Origin of the sequence: Treponema sp. OMZ 305 (genome assembly GCF_024181325.1) — a bacterium.
GTDB lineage: Bacteria > Spirochaetota > Spirochaetia > Treponematales > Treponemataceae > Treponema.
Window position 1 is genome coordinate 2,611,857 of record NZ_CP051300.1, and the last position, 17,695, is coordinate 2,629,551.

Here is a 17,695-nt window from a genome sequence, read left to right on the forward strand (position 1 = left end):
ACGCATTCGTGTCGTCGTAAGATAAAGAGAGCATGCGACGCCTTATACTTTTTCAATATTCTATGCTATACTATCGATATGGCGCCTAAAATATGCCTTGTATTGACGGAAAATACAATTGATAAAAATATTCAACTCATTGAACGGTACCGTCCGTGGATCGATATTGTTGAGCTGCGGGCAGACTTTCTTGACCCGCAAGAGTTGCTGCACATCCGTATGTTTCCGAAAATTGCGCATATACCGGCTATCTTAACTATACGCAGATTTCTGGACGGCGGAGCATTCAAAGGCGGGGAAGGCTCCCGTATCACACTGTTTGCCCGCGGGCTTGCCTTTGCGGATACCGAGCCGCTTAATAATTTTGCATATCTCGACCTCGAATCCGATGTGCAGGCGCCGAGTTTGGAAGAGGCGGCGCAAGCCTTTAACATCGGCATTATCCGCAGTGTTCACAGTATCAAAGCGCCGATTAAAGACATCGCTGCTAAAATACAGGAAATCCGGCGGACGGACGAAGAAATTGTAAAAATTGCATATAAGGCCGATAGCCTTGCGGATGTAACGGCGCTTTTCAAACAAGCACAGCAACTTAACGGACAAAATATATTAATTGCGATGGGCAAGTACGGTATTCCTTCTCGTATTTTAGCGGCGAAACTGCATTCTTCAATTGTATATACCATGCCGCGGGAATATATTGCTCAACATCATTTGGAACAAGAATTCATCGATCCTATTACGCTCAACGAGCTATATCGCTTTCGCACAATAAATGATAAAACGAGCATATACGGGGTTGCCGGTATGGATACGACAAGAAGCCTCAGTCCTGCTATTCACAATAAAGGTTTTGAACGAAAGAATATCAACGCCGTCTATATCCCGATTTCGGCTGCGGACAGCAAAGAAGTTATTGCATTTGCCGATTGTACCGGAATAGCAGGTCTTTCGGTTACTCATCCGTTTAAATTCGATATTATTCCTTTTTTGGATTCGATCGGTCCCGCGTCAACTGCGTGCGGGGCTGTGAATACGGTACTATTTGACGGAGGCAAACGGCGAGGCTTCAATACCGATATCGACGGTTTTTCGCGAGCTTTGCAAGAATTTTTGAACGTTCAGAGCCTGAGGTTTAAACATGTCGCTATTATCGGTACCGGCGGAGCGGCGCATGCAATTGCCAATGCCGTACATCTGCTGCATGGGAAAGCCTGCGTTTTCGGTCGTTCTGCGGAAAAGGCAAAACAGCTGGCAGAACAATATAACTTCCGATGGGCGGTCTTGGACTTGGCCTCTATCCGTATACTCAAAAAATATTCCGATGTGATTATACAGGCGACCTCTGTCGGTATGCATGAGGATGAAGATCCGCTTGAATTTTACAGTTTTTCGGGCGCCGAAAAGGTATTCGACGTTATCTATACTCCCGAAAAAACAGCGCTCTTAAAACGTGCCGAAGCTGCCGGCTGCGATATTTGTAACGGATACAATATGCTTCGGTACCAAGCATATAAACAATTTGAATTATTTACAGGAGATTCCTATGAGTAATACGATAAGTATTGAAGATCAAAAAGTATTGGTTGCACACGCTGCTATTGACAAACTGATTTCCGAGGGGCTCATCCATTCGGGGATGAAAATCGGCCTTGGAACCGGCTCTACCGCGATGCCTGCCGTAAAACACTTGGCTGAGTATATTGCAAAAGGGAAGCTAAAAAACATCGCTGCCGTTCCTACCAGTTTTCAGACATCAATAGCGTGCGAGGAATTCAACATTCCTATTTTTTCCCTCAGTTCGGGACGCATCAACGGCTCGTTGGATCTTACGATTGATGGAGCGGATGAGATTGATTCCAAAAAAAATCTGATTAAAGGCGGAGGGGCGGCTTTGTTGCGTGAGAAAATTATCGCCTATAACAGCGAACTGTTTGTCGTTATCGGGGATGAAACAAAAAGCGTCAAAACGTTAGGAGTCCATTTTCCGCTCCCCATCGAAATTGTACCGGAAGCACGGCTCAGCATTATGAAAAAACTTGAAGGCTACGATGTTTCGATGATTATCCGTGATGGCATCCGGAAAAAGGGGCCGGTTATCACCGATAACGGAAACTTCATCATGGATATCAAATGGCCGCCCAATACAAAAATCAATCCGGCAAAATTGGAAAGCGAGCTGAATGCCATACCGGGCATTATTGAAAACGGATTTTTTACCCAAAAACCTCCGCGCGTCTTTTTAAGCAACGCCAACGGAACCATCGAAGAATTCTAACAGATAAAAGGCAACCGCACCGGAAGTCAAACGGTTGCCTTAAACATTACCAATTGATAAAACATCACAAATTGATAAAACAACTTTATCCGAAAAATAGAGCAAGGTACCTCTATAGCGTTGCTATCTCTTCAGCGCTTAAACCGGTTACTTGCATAATCATTGCGATATCAGAATGGATCTGCTTTAAAATTTTTGCACTTCCAACAACTTTTTTATGCCCCCTGTTCTATGCCTTGTTCTATACCTTCAGCAAAGGCTATTTCACGTTCTTCTGCACGTTGTACTGCAATATTCTCTTCATAATTATATTCGGCTATTAACAATATTGATTACCTCCTCTTTTGCAAATATGCGGGCATCTGCGTTGCCTTTCCAGCGCTTTTGAAAATAGTGGTACCGGATACAAGGCGCAGAGCGAATAACACCCGCAGGCGTGCTTTTTGCACGTCGAGGACTGTTATTCGCTCTGCAACGCCGTAGACGGTATGTATATTTTTGTCGTCAGCGCTTTTGCAAATAGGCGGTACAGATACGAGGCGCGAGCACAAATTAACCGCAGGCCTGTTTAAAAGCATACCTCCATGTACGCTTTTAAACGACGAGATTTGTGCATAACACAAATCTCGCTTCTGTTTAATTTCACGGACATCCTTGTCCGTTCTGATACGTCGAGGATTGTTTTCAGTAACGGCATACGGGTATATAGCCCTTCCGTAAGCCTTTTGAAATAGACAGTACAGATACAAGGCGCGAACAAAAATAAAGCGCAGGCACGGTAAAAAATGTACGTCCTGTACATTTTTTACCTACGTGTTTGCTGCGCAAACACGCTGCTGTGCAGAAACACCGCCATCCGTGGCGGTTATGCTCCTCCAACGCTTTTGAAAATAGACGACGTAGATACAAGGAGCCTAGCAAATTCCAACCGGAGGCGTATCTTTGATACGTTGAGGATTGGAATTTGCGTAGCGACACAGTAGATACGCCGTATATTTTCAAAAGATCACTCCTTCCAGACTTGAAGAACCCCCGGCTGCTTCCCCAGCTGCTCGATAAATTCATCGGAAGAGGAAACTTTCAGCTGGGAAGAGCCCTTCACCTGATAGACGGTATCGTTATCGGTAATATGGATAAAAATATCGCAAGTGCCTTGCGCGCCGAAGAGGAAATCCTTGAGCGGCTGGAACTGTAAATCGGTTTCGATGAGCGGATCAAGCTCAAGGTGCACCTCTTTAATCGAACGCTCTTTCAGCTCGTCGATGCTGACCATCGATTCAACGAGAAACGACGGCGTATCGCGCGAGCAGTCCACTTTCCCGATAAGGCCGCACACGGTTTCAGGCAGCGCATTGGCGCGGTTTTCTTCCCACGCCTTGGAAAAGAAGGTTAAATCGATGGTGCCGGTGCGGTCTTCAAAGGTGCCGAAGCCCATCCATTTACCGTTTTTAGTCTGATAGGGGCGGATACCGGTAATCATCCCGACGATGGTATACAGCTTTTCCTTCTGCGCACGCCGGAAATTAATCAGCTCCAAGGTAGCGCTGCGGTCAATCGCCTTTTTGTACTCATCGAGGGGATGGCCGGAAATATAAAAGCCCATCAGCTCTTTTTCGATACGGAGCTTTTCCTTCTGCGGCAGATCGTTGACTTGCTTAAAGGTAAAATCGGAAAACTCTTTAATGCCAGTGTCCTCAAACAGGCTGGTTTGACCGACTGCCGATCCCGCCTTTTTCTGCGCGCTGAACGCCATTGCCGCTTCAAGATTATCCAGCAGCTCGGAACGGTTCTGACCGAGCTTATCGAAGCATCCCGTCTTGATAAGCACTTCCAAGTTCTTTTTATTCACGGTGTGTAAATCCAGCCGGTCGAGAAAATCGATAAACGACTTGTAGGGGCCGTGCGCGGTGCGTTCAGCGACAATATCGCGAGCAGCCTGCTCCCCTACCCCCTTAATACCGAGCAGTCCAAATACGATATCGCCCTCATAGACCGAAAAATATTCTTCCGAGGTATTGATGTCGGGCGCATGGAGCGCAAGCCCCATCTTATTCGCTTCGCTGATATACTCCGGCAGCTTATCCGTCGAGGTAATCTCGTTGGTGAGGTTGGCCGCCATAAATTCCGCAGGAAAATTTGCTTTGAGGTATGCGGTTTGATAGGCCAACACCGAATAGGCGGCGGCATGGCTCTTGTTAAACCCGTAACCGGCAAAGGGAATGAGGATTTCAAAAATACGGTCGGCGTCTTTTTCCTTAAAATTATTTTTTACCGCGCCTTCGATAAACCGCGTTTTTTCCTTTTCCATTACCTCTTTTTTCTTTTTTCCCATTGCGCGCCTCAGCAAATCCGCTTGACCGAGGCTGTAGCCGCCGATACGCTGCGCTACCTGCATAACCTGTTCCTGATAGACGATAACGCCGTACGTTTCCGACAATATATCTTCAAGGCAGGGGTCGGGATATTGGATCTTCGATGAGTCGAATTTCGATTCGATAAACTGATCGATGTAGGCCATCGGCCCGGGACGGTAGAGGGCATTTAACGCGATGAGGTCTTCTATTTTATCCGGCTTTGCGCGTTTCAGAATATTCTGCATTCCCTGACTTTCAAACTGAAAGACCGCGGCGGACTTTCCTTCGCCGAGCATTTTAAACGTCGCCGCATCCTGCTCATCGATCTGCGCAATGGAGAAGTTCGCGTACTCCCCTCCCCGCTTTTTGATGAGATCTTCCGTGTGCTTAATCAGCGTCAGCGTCTTGAGCCCGAGGAAGTCCATCTTTACCAATCCGCAATCTTCTATTAAATCCATCGTAAACTGCGAGGCGGTTTTGCCTGTCTTGGAATCTTTGTACAGCGGCACATAATCGGTCAGCTTCGTTTTGCCGATAACGATACCCGCCGCGTGGAGACTCGTGTTCCGGTTGAGGTCTTCCAGCTTTTCCGCAATGGAAAAAAGCTCCGTGTACCGCGGGTCGGAACGCATTTCGGCGAGTTCGGGAACATCCGCAAAGGCTTTTTCAAACGTGAGCTTGGGATCGGAGGGCATCATCTTGGTAATAGCGTTTACCTCGCCGAGCGGAATTTCCAAAACCCGTCCGACATCTTTGATTGCCGCCTTAGGTTTTAAAGTTCCGAACGTGATAATCTGCCCGACGCTTTCATCACCGTATTTTCTGCGCACATATTCGATAACCTCCTGCCGCCGTTCGAAGCAGAAGTCAACGTCAAAGTCCGGCATGGAAATACGTTCGGGATTAAGGAAGCGTTCAAACAACAGCTTGTATTTGAGCGGGTCGATGTCGGTGATCCGCATCGCATAGGCGACAATAGAACCCGCCCCGGAACCGCGCCCCGGCCCAACCGGAATGCCGTGCTCCTTCGCCCAGTTGATAAAGTCCCATACGATGAGGAAGTACCCGACAAAGTCCATCTTCATAATAATACCGAGTTCATAGTCGGCGCGCTGGGTCATCTCTTCGGTAACGGGATTGTAGCGTTTTTTTAAGCCCTCGTGCACGAGGTGGGTGATATACTCTTCTTTTGTCGCAAAATCTTCCGGTATTTGATACACGGGAAGGAGCGGCCCCGGCTGCGGAATTTCAAAGTTACAGCGCTCCGCGATGCGGCAGGTGTTGGACAGCATTTCGGGATAACCGGGAAAGAGCTTTTCCATCTCCTCCGCCGATTTAAGATAGAATTGATCGGTTTCAAACTTCATGCGATTGGTGTCGGAGCGGTTCTTTTTTGTGCCGATACAGAGGAGGATATCCTGCGCAACCGCATCCTTTTGCTCCGCATAGTGAGCGTCGTTCGTTACCACCATCGGTACGCCTATCTTGCGTGCCATCTCAATCAGCATCGGCGCAACCTTCTCCTCGTCGGCAATACCATGCTTTTGCAGCTCGATAAAGTAATTGTCGATACCGAATATGCTGCGGTAACGTCTGACATGCGCCTCGGCCTCGGCCTTTTTCCCCTGCAACAGCAGCGACGGCAATTCTCCCGCAAGACAGGCAGAAAGGCAGATGAGCCCCTCCGAATACTGTGTCAGCAGCTCCTCGTCAATACGCGGTTTATAGTACATACCCTCGGTGTAGCCTTTAGAGCACAGCACCATCAAATTCCGGTAGCCGGTTTCGGTTTCGGCAAGCAGGATAAGGTGAAAGTATTTGCGGACACCGGTATTGGTATTCTCCGGCTTTGCGAACCGACTGCCGTTCGCAACATATACCTCGCAGCCGATAACCGGCTTTATCCCCTGCGCCTTGCATTCACGGAAAAAACGCAAGGCGGCAAACATATTGCCGTGGTCGGTCAGCGCGAGGGCTGTTTGTCCGAGGTTCTTAGCGGTTGTTATCAGTTTTTTTATGGAAGAAGCGCCGTCCAACAGCGAATAGTCGGAGTGCACGTGTAAATGAACAAAATCTTGAGGCATACCCGAAACTATAGCAAAAATGGAGGCAAATGATAAGAGGCGGAAAACAGCAACACACCTAAAAACTTTGACATTTATAATTCACAATTCTTAATCAATAATTCCCCACCACTCATTCAGCATTGTCCGTGCCTCTTCTTGTAATGAAGGAACTACGCAAACTTCCAGCTGCTTGAGGTTATCGGTGCGGTATGCACGGCCGAGTTTCCGTATCGTTTCGAGTATTTCACTGTCGAGAGCGGGGTGCTCATCCAAATACGAAAGAATAATGGTGAATACCGAAGCAGTAGAGCAGATTTTTTCCCATTCGGCAAGCTCGGAGATTTCTTTACGGGAAGTAACGCCGGTATTGATGCGGTAGTTGTATACGGTATCGGGGATGCCTACGTACGTACCGGCATATAAGGCGATAAAAAAGTAGGTTAGAACGTCTTCCGCCATGGTGCAATAGGTAAAGGGGATTTCTGCAAAAGCTTTTTGAACAAGATTCGTTTTAAAAAGTTTGCCCCACAAAAAGTCCGAATAGAGGTGTTCTATCAGAAATCCGTGCATAATTGCATCGCCATGTAAAACACCCTCGTATACGTTTTGAGATCTTCGTGCAAAGACGGCAACACGTGCTTCCGGTTCCCCTTCCGTACCGAATACCGCGGCCTTTCCATGCACAATATCCGCGCCGGACGCACAAGCGGCATCGTACAGGATGCGGAGAGCCGCGGGCGGCAGCTCATCATCGGAGTCGGCAAAGGCGATGTATTCCCCCGATGCAGCATTCACTGCCGTCCGGCGTGCTTCCGCCAGTCCAAGGTTTTTTCCGTGTTCCAAAAATACGAACGGCAGCCCCTGCGCTTTAAACAGCTTGGCGTACGCTTTAATGATACGCTCAAGCTCTTTTGTGCCGGGGCTGCCATCGTTTACAATAATGGTTTCAAACAGCGGCGCATCCGCCTGCTGTAACACTGTGTCTAAAAACCGCCCGACCAGCCCCTCCGTCCCGTACACCGGAACGCAGAGGCTGACGAGCGGCTTGTGCTGCGCTGCACGCCCGAAGCGCACTGCGCAGCGTTGAATAAAACTCATCGTACGGGTTATTCCCAGTTAAAACCGGAGGATGAAGGCTTTCTTTGCAATTGTTTAGAGAATATCCCGCCAGCATCCTTTTCTTCCAGCAAGTTTTTGTCTAAGTCATATTCAAAAACTTTGTTATTGTTAGCTTTAACATGGAATGCAGTAATTCCGTCTTTACCCCAAGCACTGTCCGAAGCAATCACAAGCTTTTTCGGCTTAACGGCGATAAAGCGGTAGAATCCATAGCCGACTCCCGGATTCGTACCTTCCGGAGGTACGGGATTCTTTTCAGCGCGCTTTTCTGCATTACCGGAGAATGATGCCGTTTTTGCAATTTTATACAGTACACTGCCGTTTTTAAAGCTATCAAGTTGATACCCGCTATTATCTTTCATCCCTTTTTCTATCTTTGACGTAACAGCATACAGCACACCGTCGACTATCCGTAAGTCATAAATAGCTTCATTATACTCGTTGTAAGAGTCAGGATAAGTATACGAATCTTCGGCAATGGCGGAAGAAACAATCGTTACATCCGAAGTGTCAGGGCTATCCTTCTTGTACTTTGTTACCTTGAGCGTATAGGTAGCGGACGGTACTGTTTGCTCTTCTTTCGTAGCAACAAACACCCCGTCCTTGTTTGCAGCAAGGGCAGTAACGGTTTTGCCTGATGGTAGTGTAACGATATAGGATGTAAAAGCAGCCGATGTAAAGTTAGAATCCCATGTCCACCGTTTTATTGTGTATCCAGCGGGCTCTTTAGCAGCACAATACAGAAAGTTTGTCCCATCAGAAACATCTGCTGCAATGGCAATGACCTTAGACGTAATACCTAAATTCAGCTTTACATCCTGTGTAAAATCATACGAATTATCTTTGAATTCAAACCGCTGAATACAGTAATTGGTACCTTCCTTCCATAGTACATACAAATTTCCTTCCTGATCGTAGCAGAAGACATCCATAATTTCATTAGAAGAAACTGCCGTCTGGTAGATTTTAGTGGAATCAGCCGGTGCAGGGCTTGTACCATCAGTGCTTACCCAATAGCGTACACCGTTGTAAGCAGGAGGTGTGCTGGAATCTCTCTCCCACAGCAGCACCGGCGTTTCCGGGTATTTGTACTCGGATTTTTGCCCATACCACGTTGCCTCTGTGTCGGTGAAGGTTATCTCATTTGTTTTCCGATTAAAGGCAGCGATGCGGTTCTTATTCCCGTTGCTTCTCCAGTTTTCGTTGAGGTACTCTATGTTGTATCCGTCATCCGCAATGTAGATATTTTCTTCGTCACAGCCGATAAAGCCAACGGGATTGGAGAAAGAACCTGAGTCAAAGGGGAGGTATGCATCGGTAGTACCGGCTTTAGGGTGCTTTTTTAGATAGGTCACGGTATTATCGTCACGAGAATAGCAAACGAGCGCACCCACCATATAATAGAGCATTCCGCCATCAAGCCTTTGCTCCCGCAGCAAACAGTACACACCGCTTGCGTCGGCAAAGAGGCCGGTACACTCGGTAGGCACGTTCATTACAGCGCTGGTACGGAGTTCATCAAGCTCAGCCGCATTTTTTTCGGTGAGTGTGAGAGCAGTTCCAGACAGCGCCGCGGTACAGGCAAACAGTTTATTAGGTTTGGGAACGGGAGGGTGACGGTTACGGCGTACCGTTAAGAAAAGTTCACCGTTATATGCAGCCATTGCAGTAATCTCGTCGTTAGTCTCTATGTCTGGCAGCGTAGCAAGGTTAACACTGTTTGAGCATGTAAAAGTATTATGCCCGTTTTCCGTTACCGCATAGATGTCAGGCTGTGTAGTAACAACAGCTACAAAAATAGTACCGGTTTTAGAATCAACCGTCATCGTTTTAATTCTACCTAAACTACTTGGTAATTTGCCCTGAATAGCGGTCTCAAAACCGAAATCCACATTGCCTTCGGCATCAAAGCGGCTAAAATGCCGTGAACCGCCCTTATCATACAGCGCATATATTCTGCCGTTGCCGTCCCGTGCCGTTACCGGTAACATATAATTGCCGTTGATTTTAACATTTGTAAGGAACTCTTTGTCTCCAAGCTGCAAAGCAATTTCGGGATCTGTAGGATCATCTTTTACAACACGGAGAAGAATATTCTTCATACTTTTCGGCGTTTTGGAAAGCTTTACGGTAACAGGATTGTCTCCAGCCTGAACGGTGCGCACCGCCAAACCGCGCCATACGCCTGCAACCGTTGTAACAACAACCTCTACAGTAATTTTCTTTCCGACGGGAACTTGAATCGTTAACGATGTTGTTCCTTCCGCTAGTTTACTTCCATCTTCTTTAGTAACGATAATTTTCGTATTCCTTTCATCAAAAACCGGCAGTCCGCTGGCGGGATCAACTGAACGGGCCGATCCGCCGCCGATAACAACTCGCACAGTACCGGTTCCTTTTCCTGCCGTGATACCCTGATTACAAGCTGTAAACGCAAGGCACAGTACTGCAAAAAGAATACTTACAAAGTTTACTTGCAGTTTTTTCATACGACTCTCCTCCTCTCATAAAAAATAGTCATTCGTATTTATCAATGGAATAAAAATTCCGACTTATCTGCTATCTTTTTCGGTAATCATACTTTACCCTTTTCTTCAGCCATAGTATATCTTATCTCGTAGAAAAAATATAGATCAGTATGTAATTCATAATTTTGAATTACGAATTCTAAGATACGACGGAAAGCGCCGAGTTTGCTCTGTGGTCGCTATAAAATAAAAACGCCATAACAACCGCTGGAAACAACGATAGTACGGCGTTTATTATTATGGAATAGAATATTGAAAAGTTAAAAAAAAGTTATCGTTATTCCTCAGGCTCAAAATCATCGGGAATATCAAGGTTTGTATATACGTTCTGGACATCGTCATCTTCTTCGAGACGATCGACCATTTTTAACACTTTACGGATTGTTTCCGCTTCCAAACTCATATACGTTGCGGGAACCATGGAAACTTCTGCAGAAACGGATTCAAAGCCTTTTTCCTGCAAGGCTTCTAGTACGGAAGCAAAGTCGTTGGGATCGGTTGTTACCGTAATAATGCCGCCATCAGCTTGAATATCTTCTGCACCGGCTTCCAAAGCTTCTTCCATCAGTTTTTCTTCACTGACAGCTTCGGCATCATATTCAATAACGCCTTTACGGTTAAACATATAAGCTACCGAACCCGTTGCACCGAGGTTACCGCCGTTTTTGGAAAACAGGTTGCGTACATTAGCAGCCGCCCGGTTTTTATTGTCAGTCAGCACTTCTACCAATACCGCTACCCCGCCCGGCGCATAGCCTTCATACAACAGCTCTTCGTAACTTGCACCGCCCAATTCGCCGGTACCTTTCTTAATAGCCCGTTCAATATTATCTTTCGGCATATTAGCCGCGCGTGCTTTTAATATCGCAGTTCTTAACCGAGGGTTACCGTTCGGATCCCCGCCGCCCATACGTGCAGCTATAGAAATTTCTTTAATAAACTTTGTAAACATCTGACCGCGTTTTGCGTCGGCAGCCCCTTTTGCGTGTTTAATCGTCGCCCATTTACTATGTCCAGACATTATATGCTCCTTCCGTCTTAAAAGGTTCAAAAACAAGATATGCGCAGAAGTTATAGCATACTATATGTAGCTCTGTCAATTACGCATCTTTTGGAAATATACAACGCATCTACGCCAAAACTATACATCCGTGTATAGTTTTGGCTACGAGTTTCGCGTAACCGCGGAACATCGCTTCTGATATAACCAGCGGCATCCGTGCCGCTACTGCAATAAATCCTCAACGTATCATCACGGACAGGGATGTCCGTGGTTCCAAACAGTAACCAGTTTGCTTGCAAACCGGCAGCTCAAAAATGTACAAGGACGTACATTTTTGAGCGAGGATGTCCGTGGTTCCCAGCAGTAGCGACGTTTTTGTGCAGCAAAAACTCGCGTTCAAAAATTGACAAGGAAGTCAATTTTTGAACTTGCCACGGACGGCGGTGGTTCCACGCAGAAGCGAGTTTGCCCTGCAGTATTTGTCCGATTGGGTTGATTTAACCGGAGCATAAAATTGAGATATGTCAATCAAGGATGTTGTCAATCAAGGATAGTAATTATCCCAACTTTGTGTTACACTAACTTAGGAAAACACTGTTTAAATGCGCTCCTCGCTTTAATCAGCGCTTCCCTAACTATACCGCGAATTGCAGACTTTTAATATTTTTTATTTTATCTTGGATAGATGTGGTTTTATATATGCAATATCATTGCGAGGTAAACTATGGATTATCGTTTTAAAAGAATAGGCTCTATTTTTTTATCCATCGTAGTAACACTCTCTTGGCTTATTGTTTTTACTGCTTGCCGCGATACACGAGAAGCGGTTCTCTATCTCTATAATTGGACATACTACACGCCCGATTCCGTTATCAAAACCTTCGAAAAAAAATACAATGCCAAAGTTGTCTACGATGATTTTGCGTCAAACGAAGATATGTTTGCCAAACTCATGGCAGGTTCAAAAGGCTACGACCTTGTTATCCCATCAGCAGACTATGTTTCTATCATGATAAAACTTAATATGCTTGATCCTATCGATGTTTCAAAAATCCCGAACATCCGCTATTTACGTTCGGATGTACTCCATCGAATTGACTATGACCCTAAAATGGAATTTTCAGTACCGTATTACATGGGCGCTGCCGGTATTGCGGTAAACACCAAAGAGGTGCCCGACTATGAGCGCGGCTGGAATATCTTTGAACAGGCAGATTTAAAAAACAGAATGACGATGATGGATGATATGAGGGAAGTGCTCGGCGCTGCATTAGGTTCTTTAGGTTACGAGCCGAACAGCACCAATCCCGATGAGTTGGAACAGGCATATCAGTTAGTCCAAAATAACTGGAAGCCGAATCTCGTAAAGTTTGATGCGGACGGTTTTGCAAAATCTTTTGCGTCGGGGGACTTTTTAGCGGTACAAGGATATGCGGAATCGATTTTTGCGGAGTTACAAGAAGATCAAACGCAGTATGTCGATTTCTTTATTCCGCAAGGCGTTCATTCAGGCTTGTACATCGACAGCTTTTGTATTCCAAAAGGGGCGCCTCATCCTGAACTTGCACATGCCTTTATCAATTTTATGCTTGAGCCTACCGTTTATGCAGAATTTTTAGATACCTTCGGCTTTCCGCCTTCCATCCACACAGAGGCAGGATACTACCAAAAAAAGCGGCCGCACTACGCACTCGACGACCTTAAAGACTGCATTCTCAAAAAAGACCTCGGTGCAAACTTAGAGCTGTATAACAGCTTTTGGCAGCGGATCCGTTTTACACCGTAGGATAAGCCGACTTCAACCATCTTATAAGGACAAATATATCCCGATATTCTGTGTCAGGATATGTTGATTTAACTGTTGCATGTTATCATTACGGAAGTAATGTTGACCGCTAACAGCATATTGTAAGCTTACATGTCTAATAAGGCTGTATAGCGACAATTCAGAACCTCGGCTAATTTTTTAGCTATCTTTAAACCGATAACACGCCGATTGGCTTCCATCGCCGAAATATTCGTATAACTCACACCCGTAAGCCGTGCTAGTTCGGTGATAGAAAGCCCCGCACGGGTTCTATAAGCTGTAAGTTTATCGCCCGGGGTTATTTCTGATTTTAGTTTTTTATATAATTCCGTATCTTCCCATTTTTCAAGCCCATTATCACTTTCTTCGATATCAACCACCTGCGCTTGCGGATAGTGCTGCATAACCAAATCCTTAACGAGACGGGAGCCGATTCCTTTTATACTCACATTAATAGGGTGTACTTTCTCTACTACCTGCATAATATACCTCAATATTTATAGAGTTATTTTCACATGTCCAGCATGCAATGTATGAATACGTTAAATGACAATGATAAGTATTATCTGAAAGTTTACTAAAATTCGGCCAAGACGGCTGCATTACTCCTGTTTGTTTTAAATCTTGAAGTAAATCAGCAAATAATACCTGTACAGATTTAGGTGCTTTTTCAATATTTTTTCGTGCTTTTTTTCTCACGAATATCTCATACATATAGAAACCTCATTTTTTAGCGATTTCTTCAGCACTATATCATTTTTGATACAATTTATCAAGCGCTTATTCGTGAGAATAATAGACCTATTCGATAACTGCGTTTTCGAATAGGTCGACGAGTTCTAAATCGCACAAATAGCACGATTTAGAACATCGCATTTCAAGGTAACCTATTCAGAAACGGAACTTTCCGAACAGGTTTAATTTAATATTTCGACGCTTTGTGTCAGGATTTTTCTCTAAAAAAATTTTATTGCCGTTTTTTCATTTTGTGCGTACATTTATTGTATGAACATAGACAAATACACCGTTAAAGCACGTGAGGCATTGCAGGATGCAGCCTCGCTTGCAGAACAGGACAATCACAGTCAGGTTGAGCCGGTTCATCTCTTATATAAACTCTTGGATCAAGAGGAGGGGATTGTACCGCCGCTCATTGAGAAGATCGGTGCATCAACGGATCAGATCCTTGATGCGCTCGATGTTATTTTGGATAAAAAACCGCGGGTAACCGGAGACTCTGCACAAGTCTATATGTCGCCGGTTTTAACAAAACTCTGCGCTCAGGCGGAAAAGCTCGCCGCTTCGCTCAAGGACGAGTATGTTTCCACGGAGCATCTCCTCCTTGCGCTTACAAAAAGCGATGACGAGGTAGGCGAACTGCTCCGCTCGCATGGCATTACCTACGATGCGGCGTTGAGAGCCTTAAAGGATGTGCGGGGAAATCAGCGGGTTACGAGCGAAGACCCCGAAGCGACGTTCAACAGCCTCGAAAAATACTGCCGCGATTTAACCGAACTTGCCCGGGAAGAAAAAATCGATCCCGTTATCGGACGCGATGAAGAAATCCGGCGGGTGATGCAGGTACTGTCGCGCCGCACCAAAAACAACCCCGTATTGATCGGTGAGCCGGGTGTCGGTAAAACCGCTATCGTAGAAGGACTTGCCCGCCGGATTGTGTCCGGGGACGTGCCGGATAGCCTGCGCGGAAAAAAGCTCTTATCGCTTGACCTCGGCGCTTTGGTTGCCGGCGCTAAGTTCCGCGGCGAATTTGAGGAGCGCCTCAAAGCGGTTATCTCCGAGGTGCAAAAAGCCGAGGGCAGTATCATCCTCTTTATCGATGAGCTGCATACTCTTGTCGGCGCCGGTGCAAGCGAGGGGGCGATGGACGCTTCCAACCTCTTAAAGCCTGCCTTGGCACGCGGTGAGCTGCGTGCGATCGGCGCTACCACCTTGGATGAGTACCGCAAGTATATTGAAAAAGACAGCGCCCTTGAGCGCCGCTTCCAGCAAGTGTACTGCCCCGAACCGAACGTAGAGGACACAATTGCCATTCTGCGCGGCTTGCAAGAAAAGTACGAGATACACCACGGCGTGCGCATTAAGGATGAGGCGCTCATCGCGGCGGCGGTGCTTTCCAACCGCTATATCACCAACCGCTTTTTGCCCGATAAGGCAATCGACCTCGTAGACGAGGCGGCGAGCAGGCTCAAAATGGAAATTGAAAGCCAGCCGGTTGAGCTTGATCAGGTGGAGCGCAAAATCCTCCAGATGAATATCGAAAAGGTGTCGCTTTCCAAAGAAACTGATGCCGCTTCAAAAGAGCGGTTGGAAAAGCTGGAGCAGGAGCTGTCCGACTTAACCGAAAAGCGGAACGTGATGCAGGCGCAGTGGCAAAACGAAAAGACCCGCATCAACGAGTCGCGGAAATATAAGGAAGAGCTTGAGCAGTTGCGCCGCGAAGAAACGCAGTTTACACGCGACGGCAATTTGAACAAAGCTGCCGAGCTCAAATACGGACGCATACCGGAGCTGGAAAAAAAGATTTCCGCGGTTACCGCAGAGCTTGCAAAAAAGGCCGGCAGCAGCGGGCAGCTTCTCCGCGAAGAGGTGTCAGAAGAGGATATTGCGAAGATTGTTTCGATGTGGACGGGTATTCCGGTTGCAAAGATGCTTGCAAGCGAACAGCAGAAGTACCTCGACCTTGAATCGGTGCTGCAAAAGCGGGTTGTCGGACAGGATCAGGCGGTGCAGGCAGTTGCCGATGCCATCAGACGGAATCGTGCAGGACTTTCCGACCCGAACCGCCCGCTCGGCAGCTTCCTCTGCATCGGACCTACCGGTGTGGGGAAAACCGAACTGGCGCGCACCCTTGCGGACTTCCTCTTTAACGATGACAGGGCGCTTACCCGTATCGACATGAGCGAATATATGGAAAAGCATTCGGTGAGCCGCTTAATCGGAGCGCCGCCCGGCTACGTGGGCTATGACGAAGGCGGACAGCTGACTGAAGCAGTGCGCCGCCGTCCATACAGCGTGGTGCTCTTTGACGAAATAGAAAAAGCGCATCCCGATGTGTTCAATGTATTCTTGCAGATACTGGATGACGGGCGGCTGACGGACGGACAAGGCAGGGTAATAGACTTCCGCAACACGATTATCATTATGACGAGCAACCTCGGTTCGGAGCTGATTTTAGCGGCGGATACCCCGGAGGAGATGACTGCACAGATTAAAGACCTGCTCAAGCAGCACTTCCGCCCTGAGTTTTTGAACCGTATCGACGAGCTTTTAACCTTTAGACGGCTCGGCAAAGAGCAGATCCGCAAGATTGTCGACATTCAGCTGCAGGCTGTTTCCGCACGGCTTGAAGCGCGCCGCCTGCATTTGATTGTAACGGATGCTGCAAAGGACTTCCTCGCAGACATCGGCTACGATCCCTTGTACGGCGCACGCCCCTTAAAGCGGGCTATCCAAACCGAGCTTGAAAACAAGCTTGCCAAAGAGCTGCTTTCGGGCGCTTTTGTCGGTAAAACCGATATTACGGTGGATGCCGGAAAAGGCGGCTTGACGTTTAAGGCGTAAGGCAGATAATGCTTTAATTGATAATGGGTAATGGGTAATGGGTAATGGGTAATCAAAACGGCTTAAGTACAATATGCGGTAATTACCCATTCTCCATTACAAACTCATATAATCTCATAATACCATATTATTTCACCCTTTTTGAATCATGCATTGCCTTTATTATTCTCTCTGCAATCATGTTATGCGATTCACTCATCTTAAAAGAAGCAATTCGGCTTAGTGTTTTACCGTATAATTTACTTCGTCTTTCAAAAAGCTTGTCAACTGTTAAAGTCATTTTATCTTGGAACATGCCTTCCATTTCGTCAATGTTGCTTTGGAAATTTGTCAAACGAGAGACCGTAAGCGTAATATCCGAAGAATGAATCGCCACCAAAACAACTGAAAGGGCAATGATGATGCCATCGGGTATTGGAGCAAAAGCTCGTTCATAAAGCGGAATCAAATATTTCATAATGATAATTGACCCTAGCCCAAATCCGATGGAAGTAATTACACTTGTCCTGCCGTTTAGATTCAGTGGCACATTACTATAATCCCACCATCTTGCATGAAACTTTTTTTCAAGAATATATGATGTTGGATACTCTAATATCATACTAACGAAAAATCCAATAATAAATATCATCCACCATGAAAGTTGATGAACTATCCCAAGCGAAATAAGATCATAAAATAATAATCCTATGGTTGCGCCAAAACCGTATATGGGACATAAGGGACCGTACAAAAAACCTCGATTTTGCCATTTCCTTTCTTTGGCTGTGCAATATATGCTTTCCCATATCCAGCCTAGGACACTAAAAACAAAATATGCTATTAAATATCTATTTAATTCCATAAATCTCATTATATCATAAATAATAAACCGGATAAATCAGCGGTTGCCGGTTTGTTGGCGCCCAAAGAGTGTCCATATTGTCAAAAAAAGGAAAGTAGTAGTATAATAACCCTT

Annotated in this window: 10 protein-coding genes; 4 read left to right on the plus strand and 6 right to left on the minus strand. The window is 46.2% G+C overall.

Going from position 1 to position 17,695, the window contains the following annotated elements; translation table 11 throughout:
* Positions 1-78 precede the first annotated feature (78 nt).
* Both ABK01_RS11620 and rpiA read left to right on the plus strand, forming a co-directional pair.
* On the plus strand, positions 79-1,554 hold the full coding sequence (locus ABK01_RS11620; RefSeq protein ID WP_253675747.1) for a type I 3-dehydroquinate dehydratase: 1,476 nt from the start codon (positions 79-81) through the stop codon (positions 1,552-1,554).
* Positions 1,547-2,278 carry a ribose-5-phosphate isomerase RpiA gene (rpiA, locus tag ABK01_RS11625; protein ID WP_212565544.1) on the plus strand — a complete coding sequence of 244 codons (732 nt, stop codon included), beginning with the start codon at positions 1,547-1,549 and terminating at the stop codon, positions 2,276-2,278. The genes ABK01_RS11620 and rpiA overlap by 8 nt, the downstream gene beginning before the upstream one ends.
* A 1,006-nt stretch (positions 2,279-3,284) precedes the next feature.
* Here rpiA and dnaE read toward each other — a convergent pair.
* From dnaE to ABK01_RS11645, 4 genes are all read right to left on the minus strand, one after another.
* Positions 3,285-6,716: a DNA polymerase III subunit alpha gene (gene dnaE / locus ABK01_RS11630; RefSeq protein WP_253675748.1), complete on the minus strand. Its 3,432-nt coding sequence runs from the start codon at positions 6,714-6,716 to the stop codon at positions 3,285-3,287.
* A gap of 90 nt (positions 6,717-6,806) precedes the next feature.
* A complete protein-coding gene (locus ABK01_RS11635) occupies positions 6,807-7,796 on the minus strand; it encodes a glycosyltransferase family 2 protein (protein WP_253675749.1) in 990 nt (329 codons plus the stop codon).
* Between the two features lie 8 nt (positions 7,797-7,804).
* On the minus strand, positions 7,805-10,306 hold the full coding sequence (locus tag ABK01_RS11640) for a hypothetical protein (protein ID WP_253675750.1): 2,502 nt from the start codon (positions 10,304-10,306) through the stop codon (positions 7,805-7,807).
* A gap of 316 nt (positions 10,307-10,622) precedes the next feature.
* The gene (locus tag ABK01_RS11645) at positions 10,623-11,366 is read right to left on the minus strand and encodes a YebC/PmpR family DNA-binding transcriptional regulator (RefSeq protein ID WP_253675751.1); all 744 of its coding nucleotides are present in this window, start codon (positions 11,364-11,366) and stop codon (positions 10,623-10,625) included.
* Positions 11,367-12,072: 706 nt separating this feature from the next.
* Here ABK01_RS11645 and ABK01_RS11650 point away from each other — a divergent pair.
* Entirely contained in the window at positions 12,073-13,134 is a 1,062-nt protein-coding gene (locus ABK01_RS11650; RefSeq protein WP_253675752.1) for an extracellular solute-binding protein, read from the plus strand.
* 128 nt (positions 13,135-13,262) lie between these two features.
* On the opposite strand, the gene ABK01_RS11655 is transcribed toward ABK01_RS11650, so the two are convergent.
* Positions 13,263-13,637, minus strand: coding sequence for a helix-turn-helix domain-containing protein (locus tag ABK01_RS11655; protein ID WP_253675753.1), 375 nt, complete (start codon positions 13,635-13,637; stop codon positions 13,263-13,265).
* 523 nt (positions 13,638-14,160) lie between these two features.
* Between ABK01_RS11655 and clpB the strand changes: the two genes are divergently transcribed.
* Positions 14,161-16,737: an ATP-dependent chaperone ClpB gene (clpB, locus tag ABK01_RS11660; RefSeq protein WP_212565550.1), complete on the plus strand. Its 2,577-nt coding sequence runs from the start codon at positions 14,161-14,163 to the stop codon at positions 16,735-16,737.
* Positions 16,738-16,864: 127 nt separating this feature from the next.
* Here clpB and ABK01_RS11665 read toward each other — a convergent pair whose 3' ends face one another.
* The gene (locus tag ABK01_RS11665; RefSeq protein WP_253675754.1) at positions 16,865-17,581 is read right to left on the minus strand and encodes a putative ABC transporter permease; all 717 of its coding nucleotides are present in this window, start codon (positions 17,579-17,581) and stop codon (positions 16,865-16,867) included.
* Between the last annotated feature and the right edge of the window lie 114 nt (positions 17,582-17,695).